The sequence below is a fragment of the Novosphingobium sp. FW305-C-30-35 genome, assembly GCF_058783135.1.
The window spans coordinates 556,222-572,993 of sequence record NZ_JBYSYJ010000001.1 but is presented as its reverse complement, the minus strand read 5'-3'; the positions used below and the strand labels follow the sequence as shown (position 1 = coordinate 572,993).

At 62.1% G+C, this 16,772-nt stretch carries 14 protein-coding genes; 10 read left to right on the top strand and 4 right to left on the bottom strand.

Features of this window, described 5'->3' with window-relative positions:
* Positions 1-192 precede the first annotated feature (192 nt).
* The 4 genes from AC3WLM_RS02855 to AC3WLM_RS02840 all read left to right on the top strand — a co-directional run bounded on the left by AC3WLM_RS02855 (position 193) and on the right by AC3WLM_RS02840 (position 5,455).
* Positions 193-1,755, top strand: a complete 1,563-nt coding sequence (locus tag AC3WLM_RS02855; RefSeq protein ID WP_492476544.1) for a beta-helix domain-containing protein — start codon at positions 193-195, stop codon at positions 1,753-1,755.
* 93 nt (positions 1,756-1,848) lie between these two features.
* A complete protein-coding gene (locus AC3WLM_RS02850) occupies positions 1,849-4,527 on the top strand; it encodes a TonB-dependent receptor domain-containing protein (protein WP_492476543.1) in 2,679 nt (892 codons plus the stop codon).
* A 96-nt stretch (positions 4,528-4,623) separates the two neighbouring features.
* Entirely contained in the window at positions 4,624-4,983 is a 360-nt protein-coding gene (locus tag AC3WLM_RS02845; protein ID WP_039335102.1) for an ArsR/SmtB family transcription factor, read from the top strand.
* Positions 4,967-5,455: an SRPBCC domain-containing protein gene (locus tag AC3WLM_RS02840; RefSeq protein ID WP_039335099.1), complete on the top strand. Its 489-nt coding sequence runs from the start codon at positions 4,967-4,969 to the stop codon at positions 5,453-5,455. The genes AC3WLM_RS02845 and AC3WLM_RS02840 overlap by 17 nt, the downstream gene beginning before the upstream one ends.
* Positions 5,456-5,457: 2 nt before the next feature.
* On the opposite strand, the gene AC3WLM_RS02835 is transcribed toward AC3WLM_RS02840, so the two are convergent.
* Both AC3WLM_RS02835 and pobA read right to left on the bottom strand, forming a co-directional pair.
* A complete protein-coding gene (locus AC3WLM_RS02835) occupies positions 5,458-6,132 on the bottom strand; it encodes a response regulator transcription factor (RefSeq protein WP_039335097.1) in 675 nt (224 codons plus the stop codon).
* A 63-nt stretch (positions 6,133-6,195) separates the two neighbouring features.
* Positions 6,196-7,365, bottom strand: coding sequence for a 4-hydroxybenzoate 3-monooxygenase (gene pobA, locus AC3WLM_RS02830; protein ID WP_492476542.1), 1,170 nt, complete (start codon positions 7,363-7,365; stop codon positions 6,196-6,198).
* Between the two features lie 114 nt (positions 7,366-7,479).
* Here pobA and AC3WLM_RS02825 point away from each other — a divergent pair, with 114 nt between their 5' ends.
* Both AC3WLM_RS02825 and AC3WLM_RS02820 read left to right on the top strand, forming a co-directional pair.
* Complete coding sequence (locus AC3WLM_RS02825; protein ID WP_062343653.1) at positions 7,480-8,322, top strand: helix-turn-helix domain-containing protein; 843 nt, start codon at positions 7,480-7,482, stop codon at positions 8,320-8,322.
* Between the two features lie 244 nt (positions 8,323-8,566).
* Positions 8,567-11,131: a hypothetical protein gene (locus tag AC3WLM_RS02820; protein WP_492476541.1), complete on the top strand. Its 2,565-nt coding sequence runs from the start codon at positions 8,567-8,569 to the stop codon at positions 11,129-11,131.
* A 176-nt stretch (positions 11,132-11,307) separates the two neighbouring features.
* Here AC3WLM_RS02820 and AC3WLM_RS02815 read toward each other — a convergent pair whose 3' ends face one another.
* Complete coding sequence (locus AC3WLM_RS02815; RefSeq protein ID WP_492476540.1) at positions 11,308-11,868, bottom strand: hypothetical protein; 561 nt, start codon at positions 11,866-11,868, stop codon at positions 11,308-11,310.
* A gap of 560 nt (positions 11,869-12,428) precedes the next feature.
* Here AC3WLM_RS02815 and AC3WLM_RS02810 point away from each other — a divergent pair.
* The 4 genes from AC3WLM_RS02810 to AC3WLM_RS02795 are packed head-to-tail and all read left to right on the top strand — an operon-like array spanning position 12,429 to position 15,689.
* Positions 12,429-13,562, top strand: a complete 1,134-nt coding sequence (locus AC3WLM_RS02810) for a cobalamin-independent methionine synthase II family protein (protein WP_492476539.1) — start codon at positions 12,429-12,431, stop codon at positions 13,560-13,562.
* Positions 13,559-13,951: a nuclear transport factor 2 family protein gene (locus AC3WLM_RS02805; RefSeq protein WP_039335081.1), complete on the top strand. Its 393-nt coding sequence runs from the start codon at positions 13,559-13,561 to the stop codon at positions 13,949-13,951. The genes AC3WLM_RS02810 and AC3WLM_RS02805 overlap by 4 nt, the downstream gene beginning before the upstream one ends.
* Positions 13,948-14,691, top strand: coding sequence for an IclR family transcriptional regulator (locus AC3WLM_RS02800; RefSeq protein WP_492476538.1), 744 nt, complete (start codon positions 13,948-13,950; stop codon positions 14,689-14,691). Before AC3WLM_RS02805 ends, AC3WLM_RS02800 begins: the two co-directional genes overlap by 4 nt.
* Positions 14,691-15,689: a nucleoside hydrolase gene (locus AC3WLM_RS02795; protein WP_492476537.1), complete on the top strand. Its 999-nt coding sequence runs from the start codon at positions 14,691-14,693 to the stop codon at positions 15,687-15,689. Before AC3WLM_RS02800 ends, AC3WLM_RS02795 begins: the two co-directional genes overlap by 1 nt.
* A 27-nt stretch (positions 15,690-15,716) precedes the next feature.
* Here the strand turns inward: AC3WLM_RS02795 and AC3WLM_RS02790 are convergent, their stop codons facing one another.
* Positions 15,717-16,556 (bottom strand): beta-etherase, encoded by an 840-nt coding sequence (locus tag AC3WLM_RS02790; protein ID WP_193828014.1) that lies wholly within the window; start codon positions 16,554-16,556, stop codon positions 15,717-15,719.
* Between the last annotated feature and the right edge of the window lie 216 nt (positions 16,557-16,772).

The window sequence follows — 16,772 nt, the reverse complement described above, 5'->3', positions numbered from 1 at the left end:
GTGAAACATTGTCACAAAACTGCAATTTTCTGTCCGGCGGATTTCCGTTCGGTCGTCATAAATGTCAAATAACCGTCAGAGAAACTGACTTATTTCTGTCAGGAAACCGCAAAGTGGCTGTCACTTTGCGCGCCTAGATCACCCCTCGACCTGGCGGGAATCGCTCCTGCTGTTATCCATGGGGGATACCAAGTGAAGAAGATCCACGGCCTTATGCTCGTCGGCTGCAGCGGACTTGCGCTCGCCGGTTGCGGCCCGACCGACATCGCCTCGCCGGGCACCGGCGGCAATGTCGTCATCAATCCTACGCCGACCCCGACGCCGACGCCCACGCCCACGCCAACCACGAGCCCGGTCGTCGCGGCAGCCGGTTGCCCCACCATCGAAGACCCCACCGGCTTGACTGATGCGGGCACGGTCACTTCGGCTCAGGGGTCATGGCGCGTGTGCACCCTGCCTGCCCGCATCACCCGTTCAACCACGCTCCCCAAGATCGCGGGTCTGCTCTACTCCATCAACGGTCGCGTCGATGTCGGCACCGATGCCGGCTTCAGCAGCACCAGCACTGGCGTGACGCTGACCATCCAGCCGGGCGTGATCCTGTTCGGCAATACCGGAACGTCCTGGCTCGCCGTCAACCGTGGCAACAAGATCAATGCGGTCGGCACTGCCAGCGCACCGATCGTCTTCACCAGCCGCGACAACGTGCTCGGTCTCAACACCGAGACCTCGCAGGGCCAGTGGGGCGGCGTCGTGCTGATGGGCCGCGCGCCGATCACCGACTGCACCACCGGTTCGGTCGCCAGCGGTTCGACCGCCAGCACCTGCGAGCGTCAGACCGAAGGTTCGGCGGATCCCGCTCTCTACGGCGGCACCAACAGCGCCGACAGCAGTGGTGCGCTGAAGTACGTCCAGATCCGCTATTCGGGCTACGTGCTCGGTTCGAACTCCGAACTGCAGGCCCTTACGCTCGAAGGCGTCGGCTCGGGCACCGAGCTGGACTATATCCAGAGCTACAACAGTTCGGACGATGGCGCCGAGTTCTTCGGCGGCACTGTCAACATGAAGCACTACATCTCTGTCGGTGCTGACGATGACAGCCTCGACATGGATACCGGCGTTCAGGCCAACCTGCAGTATCTGCTGCTGATCCAGCGTTCGGGCGCGGGCGACACGCTGATGGAGCTCGACAGTAATGGCAACGAAAGCCAGACGCCGCGTCAGGTTTCGCGCATTGCCAACTTCACCGCGATCCAGCCCGCCACCAGCAGCAACAACGAAGCCAATGGCCAGGCGGCGCTGTTCTTCCGCGGCAACTCCGACATCAACCTCTACAACGGTGTCGTCGTCGCTCCGGCAAACCAGTGCATCCGCATGAACGGCTCGGGCGGCACGGCCTCCTCGACCCTGACCGCACGTTCGTTGGTCATGTCCTGCGCTGGCACCGGTGACGACCGCTTTATCGGTACGGGTGCCTACACCGCGGCACAGGTCGCCGGCTTCTTCGGCTCGGGTGCGAACAACAACAACGCCGGTTTCGCGTCCACGCTGGCGAGCCTGTACATCAACGGCGCCAATGAAACCGCTGTCACGGCGTTCGACGTAACGACGCTGTCCTCGTTCTTCTCGGCTGCACCGTATGTCGGTGCCGTCCGCAACAGCTCGGACACCTGGTACGCCGGCTGGACCTGCAACAGCACGGCCGCGAACTTCGGCACCACCAGCCAGTCCTGCACGCTGCTGCCGACCACCTGATCGGCGCCTTTCGGGAAACCCGGGGGGTGGCCGGCAACGGCTGCCCCCTTTCCCGCACTACAGAACATTCCTTTTCCCCAGGGGGGACGACAGATGAATACCTCGCGGCTCGCAAACCTGCTGCTGCTCTCCACCGCGCTGATCTGCCCGGCGCTCGCCCACGCGCAAGAGGCCATGCGGACACCGCCCCCGGCATCCGAGGCTTCGCCCGATCAGGCTGCGACTGGTCCTCAGGTTGAGGAACAGCCGCAGGAAGCAGCGCCGGAAGTCTCCATTCCGGGTGGCGAGATCGTCGTTACCGGCCAGCGAGACCGCAACCTGCAGCGTGCCGCCCCGCAGGTCGTCTCCGTGCTCGGAACCGCCGAAATCGCGCGAACCGGTGAAGGCAACATCGCAGGCGCGCTTGGCCGCGTGACGGGCCTCAGCGTCGTCGGCAACGGCTATGTCTACGTGCGCGGCCTGGGCGATCGCTATTCGCTCGCGCTGCTCAACGGCTCTCCTCTGCCAAGCCCGGAGCCGCTCAAACGCGTCGTCCCGCTTGACCTGTTCCCCTCCAGCATCATCGCCTCGTCGCTGGTGCAGAAGTCCTATTCGGTGAACTACCCGGGCGAATTCGGCGGCGGCGTGGTCAATCTGACCACCAAGTCGGTCCCGCAGGAAGCCTTCGTCAACGTCGGCATCGGCGGTTCATGGGATACCGAGACCACAAATCAGCTGGGTTACACCTATTATGGTTCCAGCACCGACTGGACCGGTTTCGACAACGGCCAGCGTGATTACACGAAGGCCCTGCAGAGCTTCTTTGCCAGCGGTGAACGCCTGAGTTCCGGCAATGTCGATGCGGTTGCCGTGGGGCAGGGCATCGTCAACACCCGCAACGGCCTGACCCAGCGCATCCCCAACATGCCGGGCAACGGATCGCTTTCGTTCTCGGCGGGCAAGTCGTTCGAGCTCGGCGGCGCGACGCTCGGCGTCATCGCCACCGCAGGCTACAACAACAAGTGGCTGACTCGCGACGTGCTCAGCCAGACTTCGGTCGAATCCGATCTCGCTGACCTCCAGTCCGATTTCCGCCGCGTGACCACCGACAATCGCATTGTCGTCAACGGCATGCTCGGTCTTGGCCTCGAATTCGGTCGCAACAAGATCCGCTGGACCAACCTCTACATCCGCGACACGCTCAAGCACACGCGCATCAGCCTTGGCCAGCGCAACCAGACTTCGGCAGACTGGCAGCAGCAGGAAACCGCCTGGTACGAACGCCAGCTGATCGACAGCCAGATCGTCGCCGAACTCAAGCCGCTCGATGGGCTGAGCGTCGACCTGCGCGGTGGTTTCGCCAATTCGCAGCGCGAGGCGCCCTACGAACTGGGCTTCGAATACGTCCGAACCAACGTGGCCTCCGACCCGCTCGGCCAATACTTCGTCAACAACCTCGATGGTAACGCCGGTCGCGCCAACGTCAGCTTCTCCGATCTCAACGAAGACCTGTGGTCGGGTGGCATCGACGTGTCGTACAAGGTCTCGCCCGCGATCACTGCGACGGTTGGCTATGCCTATACCCATACCCGCCGGACCAGCTCGCGCCGCGATTTCCAGTGGCGTGCCGTCGATCTGCCCGATGGCGTGAACCTGTTCCGTCCGGACTACCTGCTGAGCAACGCCGTCATCAAGGCGTTCAACATCGGTCTGGTCGATACGAACGAAGGCAACCCCGCCTTCCTCGCCACGCTCAAGAACCACGGTGCCTACGCCAAGTTCGATGCGCAATTGACCGATACGCTGCAGCTCGATGCCGGTGTTCGCTATGAAACGGCGAAGATGGGCGTTGCGGCCATCCCGGTGTTCAAGGACGTGACCACGATAACCGCGCCGACCAACCTGAACAACGATTACTGGCTGCCTGCGGCCACCTTGACCTGGTCGTTCCGCGACGACATGCAGTTGCGCGCCAACGCCTCGAAGACGATCGCCCGCCCGCAGTTCCGCGAGTTGATCTACCAGTTCTACTTCGATCCCGACACCAACCGCACCTATCGCGGCAACCCCAACCTGCAGGACAGCACGCTGACCAACGCCGAGGCCCGCTACGAGTGGTACTATGCGCGTGACCAGCGCTTCTCGATCGCAGGCTTCTGGAAGCGCATCGACAAGCCGATCGAGAGCTTCGTCAGCCTCGAAAGCGACAACTTCATCACCAGCTTCGCCAACGCGCCCAAGGCCGATCTTTACGGCGCCGAAGTCGAACTGCAGAAGTACTTCGACATGTCCGACTGGGGCGGCATGTGGGAGTCTCGCCGCTTTGCCCTGATCGCCAATTATACCTACACAAAGTCGAAGCTGAAGGTGAAGGAAGGCGATCAGACGTCGTACTACCTCGCCGCATCGACTCGCGCGCTCGATTACTTCACCAATGGCGCGCCACTGACGGGGCAGAGCGAGCATATAGCCAACGTCCAGCTCGGGCTCGAAGACACCGACAAGCTCTCGCAGCAGACCATCCTGCTGAGCTATGCCAGCAAGCGCGTCTTCAGCCGCGGTCTGCTCAACACCGGTCAGCCCGATGTGGTGCAGGACCCGGGCCTGCGCATCGATTTCGTTGCACGCCAGGGCTTCAAGCTGTTCAAGCAGGATCTCGAACTCAAGTTCGAAGCGCGCAACATCACGGGCCGCCGCAACTACGAATACCAGCAGTCCGGTGCCAACCGCGTCGAGGTCAACTCCTACGATGTTGGCCGCACGTTTGCGCTCTCGGCCTCGATGACGTTCTGACGCCGCACCGATCAACCACCCTCGGGAGGCGGCCTGTCACAACAGGCCGCCTCTTTTTTGTTGTGGCAATGGCCTGATCGTGAGAAAGTGAACCATATGGTTCAGTATGAGTCGTCCGGCCTTGATGCAGCTTTCGCGGCGCTGGCAGATCCCACGCGGCGCGGAGTCATGCTGCACCTTGTGCAGGCAGATGCCTCGATCACCGATCTCGCCTCCCGTTTCGGCATGACGCTCACCGGCATGAAGAAGCATGTCGGCGTGCTCGAGGCCGCCGGGTTTGTCGCCACGGAGAAGATTGGACGGGTGCGCAAGTGCCGGCTGGGGCCTCGTCGCATGGAAGACGAAGCCGCGTGGATCGAGCGCTACCGGCAGGCCTGGGACGCCCGATTTGGCGCGCTGGACAATGTTCTTGAATCAATGATGCGAAGGGAGAATGACGATGGTCAGTCAAGCTGATAGCCCCGATCCGCAAACGCGGGTGGAACGCCCGTCCAACAGGGAGCTGGTCGTCATCCGTTGCTTCAGGGCGCCGGTGCATCTGGTCTATCGCGCATGGGCCGACCCCGCGCTGTTCCGTCAGTGGTGGGTGCCACGGTCATACGGCATGACGCTCGTCTCGTGCGAAATGGACGTGCGCGTCGGCGGCACTTACCGGCTCGAGATCGGCCACGTGTCCATGGATCGACCGATGGCGTTCTACGGAACCTATCTCGAAGTCGAGCGGGATCGCAGGATCGTCTGGACCAACGAAGAGAGCGCCGACGGAGCGATAACCACGGTCACCTTTGCCGAGCGCGATGGCGGCACCGAAGTCACCATTTCAAACCTGTTTCCAAGTGCCGAAGCGCTCGAACAGGAACTGGCATCAGGCGCCTGCGATGGAACGGCGGAAAGCCTGCATCAACTTGATGAATTCCTGCGAACCTGACCTTACGGCCGATCCAGCACGTAGCCCATCGAGCGCACCGTGCGCAGCGGCGATCCTGCGCCGACATCGCGCAAAGCGCGGCGCAGGCGGCTGATCCAGGCGTCGACGGTCCTCTCGTCGATTGGCTGATCGTGCTTGCCCAATGCCGCAATCAGCTGCGTGCGGCTGAATACGTGGCCGGGCTTCTCCATCAGGTAGCGCAGCAGGCGCATCTCGTTCGGCATCAGGAGCAGCGGCTTCTCCCGCCAGCGGGCCTGCAGCGCAGCAAGGTCCAGCGTCAGTTCGCCCAACCGCAGCACCCGCGTCGGCGCTTCGTGCTCGGGAAGCTGGATGGAGAGCACCCGGTCGAGAATCGCGCCTCGGTCAACGGGACCGACGATATAGTCATCCGCTCCGGCCCGCAGGGCGCGGCGCTTGGCCTCGGCGTCGTCTTCCTCGAGGATCATCGTGATATGCGCTTCCTGCCCCAAGCTGTCGCCGCAGCGCAGACGGCGGCACAGTTCAAGGCCGGACATTTCGTCCAGCACCCAATCGATGAACGCCCAGGGCCGCCCTTCCATGAGGGGCAGGGGGGCCTCCGATTTCCAGCGGTGAAACACCACGCGCAGATCGGAATGAACGAAGGGTTCCCGTCCTCCGGATAGGTTGCCTGTCAGCAGGATGTCGATATGCCGCATGTAAAGAAAGCCCCTGTTTCCAGGAGCTTTCTGTATCGACTTTGTGACGGTGAAATGACGATGTTACACCGGCAAGCCGACGTAATTCTCGGCGATGCTCGTCTGCGCTGCCTTGCTGGACGCGATGTAGTCCAGCTCGGCCACCTGCATGGCGCGCTCGAACGGGCCGTCCTCGGGGAAGCGGTGCATCAGCTTGGTCAGCGACCACGAGAAACGCTCGGACTTCCACACGCGGGCCAACGCCTTGGCGGAGTATCCCGTGATCGCATCGTTATCGGCACGCTTGAAATATCCGCTCAGGGCTTCGGCGGCATAATGCACGTCGCTGGCGGCAAGATTCAGGCCCTTTGCGCCGGTGGGCGGGACAATGTGCGCAGCATCGCCGCACAGCAGCAGGCTGCCGTGGCGCATCGGTTCGAACACGTAGGAGCGCAAAGGCGCGATCGACTTTTCGATGGAAGGCCCACGCGTCATGTTCGCCGCAGCCTCGGGCCCAAGGCGCACCGCCAGCTCGTCCCAGATGCGCTCGTCCGACCAGTCCTCGACCTTTTCGGTCAGCGGTACGTCGACGTAATAGCGGCTGCGCGTGTGGCTCCGCATCGAGGCGAGGGCAAAGCCGCGTTCGTGGTTGGCATAGATCAGCTCATGATTGCACGGCGGCACATCGGCAAGGATGCCGAGCCAGCCGAACGGATAGACGCGCTCATACTCGCGCGCCACGCTGGCCGGGATGGCCTTGCGGCTGGGGCCATGGAACCCGTCGCAACCGACAATGAAGCGCGCATCGAGACGCAGCTGCGTGCCGTCGGCCGCATAGGTGACGTAGGGCGCTTCGCTTTCGATGTCATGCAGCGCAACGTCACCAACACCATAGATCACCTGCAGGCCGCGTTCGGGGGCGGCGTCCATCAGGTCGCGGGTGATCTCGGTCTGGCCATAGACCACCACCGTCTTGCCGGTGAGATTGGCGACGTCGATGCGGATCAGGCGTTCGCCATCGGCAAGGTTGAAGCCTTCCTCGACCAGTCCCTCGGCCTTGAGGCGCGCATCCAGCCCGAGGCGTGCCATCAGGCCGACCGTGATCTGTTCGAGTACCCCGGCGCGAATGCGGCCAAGCACGTAATCGGGCGTCTGCCGTTCGAGCACCACGCAATCGATGCCCTCGGCCTTGAGCAGGTGTCCGAGCAGCAGGCCGGCCGGGCCTGCGCCGATGATGGCGACCTGGGTCTTCATGACAATTCTCCCACGCGGCCCGCACTGGGATGCGGGCCTGATCCTGCGGAATTTGACAGAGTGCGGCATCTGGAGGAATGCAGCGTCAGGACAAACAGCTGGCACTTTTGGGACATGATCGAGGCAATTCCCAGATACGCGCTCTATGGCGAAGGGATGGCGCCAACCGCTGGCGGCTTTGCGCATATCGAGACGATTGCCGAGCGTAGCGCGCTGCACGATTGGGAAATCGGCATCCATCGGCATGACCACTTCGTGCAGGTCCTTCTGGTAGAGGAAGGACACGCCACCATCACGCTCGATACGCGCACCGTCGGGCTGGAAGGGCCGGGCAGGGTTATCGTTCCTGCCGCTGCCGTCCACGGCTTCCGCTTCCGTCAGGGGACGAGCGGATTTGTCCTCACCTTGTCCACCGACTTTTCCACACGCGCAGCAGAGCCTTCAGACCCGCTGCTCCCCGCGTTGGCCCAAGGCGGAATCGCTGCCCTTTCCGAAGAAGCTGCCACCCGCGCGTTCTGGCTGGCGCGTGAAATGCTCTTGCTCCAGCAGGACTGGCAGCAGCATGACCCCTTGTTCCTCTCGTTGGCCGAAAGCCTGATCCGCACGCTGGTCAGGGATGTGCCTGCAGGGGATGCGCTCGAGCGCTCCGACCGGCGCCTTGACCGCTTCCGCGAACTTGTCGAACTGCATTACCGCCAGCACCGCGATCTCGATTTCTACGCCGGATCGCTTGGCCTGACCCGGCGCACGCTCTCGCGCCTCACCGCCACGCGGCTAGGCTGTTCGCCGATGGACCTGATCCACCGCCGCCTCGCTCTCGAAGCCCACCGCCTGCTGCGTTATACCAATGCCACCGCCACCCAGGTTGCCGCCGAACTCGGCTTCGAAGACCCCAGCTACTTCTCCCGCTTCTACCAGCGGGTTACCGGTCGGCGGCCTTCGCAAGACAAGGCGTAGACCTGTTTAGTCATGTTTACGGATCACCGTCGACCTGTGTCTCGTCAAATCTGCTTATCGCGCAGTCATCTTTAAATAAAGTAATGCTCTTCAGATTACTGCTCCTCTTTAACGGGATCGGCTGGCAATTATGGCAAATCTTTGCCAAGGTCGGTCCTGTTTTCGAGGGGTAAACGGGGGAGCCTCTTTGTCTCATGCGCTGACAAGAAGCGAAGCGGTCGCGCTGTCTGCTGCGTGCCTCCTCTTGCCGCATCCCGCATTCGGCGCCGGTGCTGAACAGGATGCGCAGGTTCCCGGCGCCCTGACGGCAAATCCTCGAGACACGGGCGATCCCATCGTCGTAAAGGGGCAGCGCGAAACGTCGATCATAGACGGCATCATTGCTGAGGATGAGCTCGAGGAAGCGGATATCTCGGCCTATGGAGCCGATACGGTGGGGGACCTTCTCGATCAGGTTGCATCCGGCATTGACGCTTCCGATGACGGCCCGGTCGTTCTGATCAATGGCCAGTTGGCCAATGGAATTGATGACATTGCCGACTTGCCGCCCGAGGCGCTTCGCAAGATCCAGCTGCTTCCCCGTGATACCGCATCGCGCATCGGTCAGCGACCGGAGCGTCGTGTCGTCAACATTCAACTGAAGCCCGCTTTCCGCCAGGCGACGCTCAACGCCGAGGGCGCCTTCGCCACTGCGGGCAAGGGGACTGGCGCCGGCGCCGCCGCCGGGTACACCAAGATATCAGGTTCGAACCGGACCACGATCACGGCGCGCATGCGTGACACCGACATGCTGCTTGAGAGCGACCGCCCGATCTTGCCCACTCCGGCAGGGGCGACACCCTACGATCTTGTTGGCAACGTCGTGGCTCTTGCAGGATCGGGCAACGAAATCGACCCCATGTTCAGCCAGCTTGCCGGCACCCGGGTAACGGTGGCGGCCGTTCCGTCCACTAACCCGACACTGGCCCAGTTTGTAGCCAGCGCCAATGCCACGAACCTGAATGGCATTGCGACATACCGCAGCCTGGTGCCGGATTCCCGGACCTGGTCGATGAATGCGACGCTGGGGCGCCGGCTCGGACCCCGCACGAATGTCAACATCACCGCCAATGGTGAGCTGACCCGCAGCCGTTCGCTGCAGGGGGCGGCCACGGCGCTCCTGCGGTTGGACCCTGCCAATCCAGCCTCGGTCTTTTCGCAAGCTGTCAATGTGGCGCGCTATCTGCCGGTGCCGCTGGAAGCCAAGCGGCAAGGAGGCGGTGCTAATCTGGCAGCAACCATCAACCACAATCTGGGCAAGTGGACCGGCACGCTTTCATTGAATTACAATCACCGCGAAGATCGGACACTGACCGATCGGGGCGTTGATACTGCGGCGCTGCAAGCGGCAATTGATGCAAACCTGTTCAGCCCATTTGCTGAAGTGCCGAATGCCTTCCTCGGCATTTCCCGGCGTGATATCGCCCGTTCGAACAGCGATCTGGCCAGTGCACAGGCGACGTTGACTGGCCCGGCCGCCAAATTGCCAACTGGGGAGATCATGGTTTCGCTCCGGGGTGGGGGCGGCATCCACTGGCAACGTTCGGAAAGCAACGGCTCGCTCGTTTCGACACGAAGGAACGATGCGAACGGGCAGGTGTCGGTCGATGTGCCCCTCGCAAGCCGGCGCAACAATGTCTTGGCTGCGATCGGGGATCTCCGGGCCAATCTTGCGCTGGGCTTGCGAAACGCAAGCGGCGTGGGGCGCTTGTGGAACCACGCCTACGGCTTGAACTGGCAACCGGTTTCCAGTGTCTCCTTGCGGGGCGGGTTCACGGGCGAGGACATTGCCCCGCAGCTGGCGATCATCAATGCTCCAGTTATTGTCTATCCAAACGTCCGCTTCTTCGATTTCATTCGCAATGAAACGGTGGACGTCACCGTCATCAGTGGCGGGAATGCCGCCTTGCGCAACGAAAGTCGCAGAACCTTGAGCTTCGGCGGGACGTTGGCCTTGCAGGACCGCGGCAGGCTTAATCTCAACGCAGATTTCACGCGCACACGCTATCTCAACAGGATCGGTGCGCTGCCACCGCTCAATGCCGAAGTGCAGGAGGCTTTCGCTGACCGATTTGGGCGGGATGATAGTGGCCGCCTCGTCCGGGTGGACAATAGACCGGTGTCCTTTGCGCGCGAGGAGCATGAGCAACTGCGATGGGGCGTCAACTTCTCACGCTTTTTCGGCAAGGCTCAGGTCCGGCAGGCCCGTCAACTGGCCCGTCAACTGGGCACGGCGCTGATCGACAACGACGAAGATGGCACGGCTGGCAGCCCGGGCCTGGAAGGGCCCAAGCCTTGGCGCGTCAACTTCTCCCTGAACCACACGTGGACGCTCAAGGCCCAACGCCTGGCCCGTGCAGGTTTGCCGATCGTCGATCTTCTTGACGGCGGCGCATTCGGCTATGGCGGCGGACAGGCCAGGCACGCCATTCAATTCAATGCCGGCATTGCAGGAAAGGGATTCGGGCTGCAGTCCAGCGGGACATGGAAAGGTGCAACAAGTATCCGGGCCGGCACTACCCCGTCTGCTGCAGATCTGCGCTATGCGCCGCGCGCATTGATCGATGTCCGCCTGTTTGCCGACCTTGGGCGCGTGTTGCCTGATGCAACTTGGGCAAGCGGCACACGCGTCAGCATCAATGCGCGAAATCTTTTCGACAGTCGACAGCGCGTTACGGACGGGACCGGCAACACGCCCTTGCGCTACCAGCCCTACCTGCTCGACGCTGTGGGCCGCTCTATACAGATCGGCGTCCGCAAGACCTTTTGACGAAGGCGCTCTTGGGCGTTTTCGAACCAGATGGCATCATCAGGTGACCCTGAAAACGCGGTAGAACAGGAGTTAGGAGCCATCCGTCCGATGCAATCGGAAGGGATTCACGCTGGCGCAAAGGAAAAGGGTGCCGATGTTGCCCGGCACCCTCTCCAAGGACATCAAGCCGTCGATCAGATCGTGGTGGTGACGATCGGAGTGTTCGGCAGGGCATAGTCGACGCCGCCGAACGACACGTAAAGCATGTCTCCAGAATCCGAGCCGGGGACTTCCACGACGCTGGTAATGATGCCGTTGGCGCCATTGTCTTCGTTACCGTCGCCGACGCAGACTGAACCGACTTCGGGAGCGTCGGTGGTCGAACCAAGATCAGCGCCATAGCCAAGCAGGTTGATACCCGTAACGGTGCCGTTCTTGTTGTTGCGAACGTCAAAGTTCACGGCATTGGCATCGATCACTGCGATCTTGCGTACTTTCCTGTGTGTGGTCTTCTTCTTAACGCCGGTCGTCCATTCGCACGTGGCTTCGACTTCGGAACTGGAGAGGGTGTAGAATGACAGCGTGTCTGCCGTCATGTTGGCCTTCGCCTGGGCGTTGTTCCAGCCGTAAAGCACAGAAACGTCGCCCTTGCCGACGAAGCCTGTGCCGGTGTCGTAATTGAACGAAACGGCGGCAATTGCTGAAGTCGAAATAAGGGCCGTGGCCGCAACGGCCGCAATCATCATCCTGCGCATGTGAATTATCCTTGGATTGGAGTTTGCTGCCCCTTTTCGGTTGCGACTCGATTGTTGGGGGTCGAACTTTGGTATACGCGAAGTTAACAAGTATTAAAACTGTGTTAACCATTGTGTCAGCAAGCGTGCATTACTAACCTTCGGTATGAAAAGGCAGCACGATCGATGGTGTTTCATACTCTTAAGCCATTAGAATCAGAGTCTTGCATTCGTTACTAACGACGGATCCAACTTGAATGGATTCGCTGGAATATTGTGGGGTTCTGTCCGTTTGTCCCATTCCGGCTCAAGGCAGTGTCAATTCGTTGCCGCTGATCGGCAGGGCTGTCCTACAGCATGGAAATATGGCAGCGTCGTTGGCGTGGGGAATGATGGCTCAGTGCTTTGATCTGCCGCTTGAAGTGTACCCGGGGCGGTTGCGGCATTTTTCTCAAGACACTGTAAACCCGTAAACTCCCTCCCGCGGCGTTTCCGCGCAAAAGCCAGCAATTCCCCTTGTTTCGCCCGCCAAGTTCTCTATGAATTTTTCATGGATATGAACTGCGGAAGAGGCGACTGAAATGGCCAAGATCAAGACAACCCACGTCGGCAGCCTCCCGCGCGGGGATGAATTGACGCCTCTGCTCCTCGCCCGGGACAAGGGTGAGCCTTACGACGCCGCGGATTTCGACGCGAAAGTTTCGGCCGCCGTCGATGCCGCGGTGAAGATGCAGGTCGATGCCGGAGTCTCGGTGGTCTCCGATGGCGAACTCGGCAAGGTCGGCTACTCCACCTACATGATGGAGCGCCTCTCCGGCTTCGGCGGCCACATCGATCGCAAGCCCGCTGCTGACCTTGCCGAAGTGCCCAATCTTGCGAAGAAGCTCTCGGCGATCATGGGCAGCCAGGAATTCGTCCGCGCTTCGTGCATCGGGCCGGTGCGAAAGGTCACGCTGCAGCCGCTGCACGACGATATCCGCCGCTTCAAGGCGGCGCTGGAAAAGCACGCAGCGCCCGATACGGAAGCGTTCATGAATGCGGCCTCGCCGGGCCTGATCACCGCCTTCCAGGTCAATCGCCACTATCCCACCCACGAAGCTTACCTCGCCGACCTCGCCGATGCGATGCGCGAGGAGTACGAGACGATCGTGGACGCGGGCTTCTACCTCCAGCTCGATTGTCCCGATCTCGCGATGAGCCGTCACACCGGCTATCAGGACATGTCGGAAGAGGACTTCCTCAAGGTAGCCGCCGCCAACGTCGAAGCGCTGAACGCTGCGACAGCCAACATTCCGCCCGAGAAGATGCGCATGCACATCTGCTGGGGCAACTACGAAGGCCCCCACGATCATGATATCCCGCTGGAACGCGTGGTCGACATCGTGATCAAGGCCCGACCCGCCACGATCCTGTTCGAAGGCGCCAACCCGCGCCACGAACACGAATGGACGGTGTGGAGGGACGCGAAGCTGCCGGATCACAAGATCCTTGCGCCGGGCCTGATCGACACCTGCTCGAACTATATCGAGCATCCCGAACTGATCGCCCAGCGCATCGAGCGCTTTGCCAGCTTCGTCGGCGTGGACCGCGTGGTCGCCAGCACCGACTGCGGCTTCGGCACATTTGCCGGTTATGGCAAGCTCGATCCGATCGTGACGTGGCGCAAGCTCAAGTCGCTGCGCGAAGGCGCAGACATCGCAGCGAGCCGCCTGTGAGTCCGGAAGACCGCCGCGCGGCCGAGCATGATTGCGCCCGGCTGGTTGCGCTTTATGCCAACCTGAACGACGAGGCGCGTTGGGAGGAAGTGGCAGCCCTCTATACAGAGGATGGTGTCATGTACCGCCCGACCGCGCCAGATCAGGGAGTAGTGGGACGTGAAGCGATCCTCGCCGCGTTCAAGGCGCGTCCGCCGCGCACCACACGACATGTCTGTTCGAACGTGGTCATCGATGTTGAAGGGCCGGCGACTGCACGCGGCACCAGCGCCATGCTGCTGTTCACGGGCGACGGCGCCCCGCTCGTCGGCTCTTTCCACGATCGCTTTGCGCTTACCGCCGACGGCTGGCGGTTCGCAGAGCGCCGCGGCAGCCTGACGTTCAAGTGAACGCACCAACCGCATCCAACCCCGTCAAGTCGGCGATGCGGACGCTCGACGTAATCGAGTACGTCGTGGCGCATCGGCAGGGCGCGGTGGCCCAGGAGATTGCGGGCGCGCTGGCCATTCCGGTCAGCAGCCTGTCCTATCTGCTCGCCACCTTGACCGAGCGTGGATACTTGACGCGGGAAGGGCGACGCTATTTGCCGGGGCCGGGCCTGCAGCGGCTGCGAGCCCCTGAAACGGCACTGACGCTTGAGGATCGGGTGGCGCCGCTGGTCCGCGCCCTCCGCAGCGAGTTGAACGAGACATCGTCTTTCATGGTGCGCCGTGGCTGGGAAGTCGAAGCGCTGGTCACAGAGTCCAGCGATCAGGCGCTGCGCTATGCCGTCGACCCTGGCACGCGACGCCCGCTCCATGCACTGGCCGCCGGCAAGATCATGGCAGCGTGGCTGCCGCCGGCCGAGATGGAGCGCTATTTCGCCGAGACCGAACGCGCCAAGCTGACGCCGCAGACAAGGACGACAGAGGCGGAGCTTCGCGCCGACTTTGCGCAGATCATGGCCACTGGCTTCAGCCTCGCCCAGGAAGAAGCGACGGTCGGGATATGCGGCATGGCGGTCCCGGTATGGATCGACGAGCAGCTTGCCGGTGCGTTCAGCGTGGCTGTCCCTGCGGTACGATTCGATGAACAACTGGCCGAGCGGGTGCGCCAACTTTTGCTGCGCGTGGCAGGAGCGGTAAAGTGATGAAGCGCAGGTCTTTTCTGGGGCTATTGCACGCCGCTGCAGGTCTGGTGGTCGTACCCGGCCTGGCACGAGCCTCGGCAGACCAACGTCGCTTTCGCGTGATTTGCGATAACGACTTTTCCGGCGACCCGGACGGGCTGTTCCAGCTGGCGCACCACTTGCGCTCGCCTTCGGTCGAAGTGCGGGCGATCATCGGATCGCATCTTCATGCCGATGAAATCTGGGCAAAATCAGAGCATCAGGCAACGGATGGAGCAAACAAGGCCCGCGAATTGCTTGGAGTCATGGGGCTGACCGGCAAGGTTCCCGTCCACGTCGGGTCGGAGAAAGCGATGGTCTCCGCGTTCGTCCCGGCGCGCTCGGCAGCGGTCGATGCGATCATTGCAGAGGCGATGCGGGACGATCCCCTGCCGTTGTTCTATTGCGCCGGGGCCGGGTTGACCGATCTTGCTTCAGCCTTGCTGATCGAGCCGCGCATCGCCAAGCGGCTGACGCTGGTGTGGATTGGCGGGCCGGAGTATCCCGGGCTTGGCCTGCCCGTGCCGGGTGGATCTCCGGGCGAGTACAACATAACAATTGACGTTGCCGCAGCACAGGTCGTCTTCAACCGCTCCGACGTTGCGATATGGCAAGTGCCGCGCAACACGTATCGGCGAATGCTATTCTCGATGGCCGAACTCCAAGCGATGAAGGAGAATGGCGGGACCGGGGCTTGGCTGGCGGGTCAGATATCCGGACTGTCCGAGGCCGCAGCGAAGATGGGGCTTAAGGTAGGCGAAGCCTATGCCTTGGGCGACAGCCCGCTGGTCACGCTGACGGTGCTTCAGTCCGCGTTCGAGCCTGACCCTTCTTCGAGCGATTACGCCGTTGTGCCTGCGCCTACGGTGCAGGACGATGGCACCTGCAGGCCGAACCCCAAGGGACGTCCGATCCGCGTCTATACCACGATCGACACGCGGCTGACGTTCGGGGACATGCTGGCCAAGCTCAGGAAGTAAGGGCCGGATCGCTCCGGCCCATTCCTTTTACTTCTTCATTCCTTCGGTGATGCGCTGGGTTTCGGCGCGGGTCGAATCCGGGCCGGTGTTGCGCTTGTAGATGCCGCCTTGGCCAGCCGAGCGGTTGAACAGGTCCGGATCGCCTTCGCGCTGTTCGAGGCCAAACAGGGGGAAGAGGCCGGGATGACGCCCGAGGCCGCCGTAGAGATCGAGGCAGCGTTCGATCCAGGGACGGAGCGGGTCGTCGTTGGCAAGGACCGGAGTCTTGCAGACCGATGCGGTGAACAGGATGCCGCCCATGATACGGAAGTCGGCATAGTTGGGCGACGACCCGCCGAGCCATTCGTGCTGGCCGAGCGCCGCGCGCAGTGGTTCAAGCGCGGCGCTGATCTTGGGCAGGCGCTCTTCGCGGCCGGCCTGCACATCCTCGAGCTTGCGGCCGAGCATCTTTTCGCGGCTGTGGGTGACGTATTCGTGGTCTGCCGGCACCGAGAGATCGCGATAGTCGGCGCAGAAGCAGAACATCCAAGGGCCAACGGCGGCGTTCCAGAACCAGTGATCAAGTGCCTTGAGCGTGACGGCAACGCTTTCGTGCGGGATCAGGGCAGGGCGATCCGGGTACTTCGCGTCGAGGTACTCGACGATGCCCCAGCTGTCGAGCACCCATTCGCCGTCATCCACGATGGCAGGCAGGCGCTCGGTCTTGCCGCCGGTGCGTTCGAGAATGCCGGTGAAGCCGCCTGGCACGACGTCGAGATCGAAGCCCTTGTGCTTGAGCGCGTACTTGGTCGCCCAGACGAACGGGCTGATCGTCGCACCGGTGGAAAGGGCGAGGTCGTAGAAGGTAATGGTATTGTTGGCGGCCATGGCATCCTCGGGTTTCTGGCTCGGTTCTTGTCGCCAGCACTTTGCCAGATATTGTTAGTAACACAAACGAAATTTGTGCCTCGACCGCCGTCACCCTGAACTCGTTTCAGGGTCCATCCGTCCCCTCACTAGGCTGCCTGCATTTAGACATGGATCCTGAAACAAGTTCAGGATGACGAGGCGTTAGCAGCGCAGGAAGTGCTACAATGCAAAGAG

Coding starts and splice junctions, on each gene's coding strand:
- AC3WLM_RS02850 (WP_492476543.1), top strand. CDS start 1,849: ATGAATACCTCGCGGCTCGCAAACCTGCTGCTGCTCTCCACCGCGCTG.
- AC3WLM_RS02845 (WP_039335102.1), top strand. CDS start 4,624: ATGGTTCAGTATGAGTCGTCCGGCCTTGATGCAGCTTTCGCGGCGCTG.
- AC3WLM_RS02840 (WP_039335099.1), top strand. CDS start 4,967: ATGGTCAGTCAAGCTGATAGCCCCGATCCGCAAACGCGGGTGGAACGC.
- AC3WLM_RS02835 (WP_039335097.1), bottom strand. CDS start 6,132: ATGCGGCATATCGACATCCTGCTGACAGGCAACCTATCCGGAGGACGG.
- pobA (WP_492476542.1), bottom strand. CDS start 7,365: ATGAAGACCCAGGTCGCCATCATCGGCGCAGGCCCGGCCGGCCTGCTG.
- AC3WLM_RS02825 (WP_062343653.1), top strand. CDS start 7,480: ATGATCGAGGCAATTCCCAGATACGCGCTCTATGGCGAAGGGATGGCG.
- AC3WLM_RS02815 (WP_492476540.1), bottom strand. CDS start 11,868: ATGCGCAGGATGATGATTGCGGCCGTTGCGGCCACGGCCCTTATTTCG.
- AC3WLM_RS02810 (WP_492476539.1), top strand. CDS start 12,429: ATGGCCAAGATCAAGACAACCCACGTCGGCAGCCTCCCGCGCGGGGAT.
- AC3WLM_RS02795 (WP_492476537.1), top strand. CDS start 14,691: ATGAAGCGCAGGTCTTTTCTGGGGCTATTGCACGCCGCTGCAGGTCTG.
- AC3WLM_RS02790 (WP_193828014.1), bottom strand. CDS start 16,556: ATGGCCGCCAACAATACCATTACCTTCTACGACCTCGCCCTTTCCACC.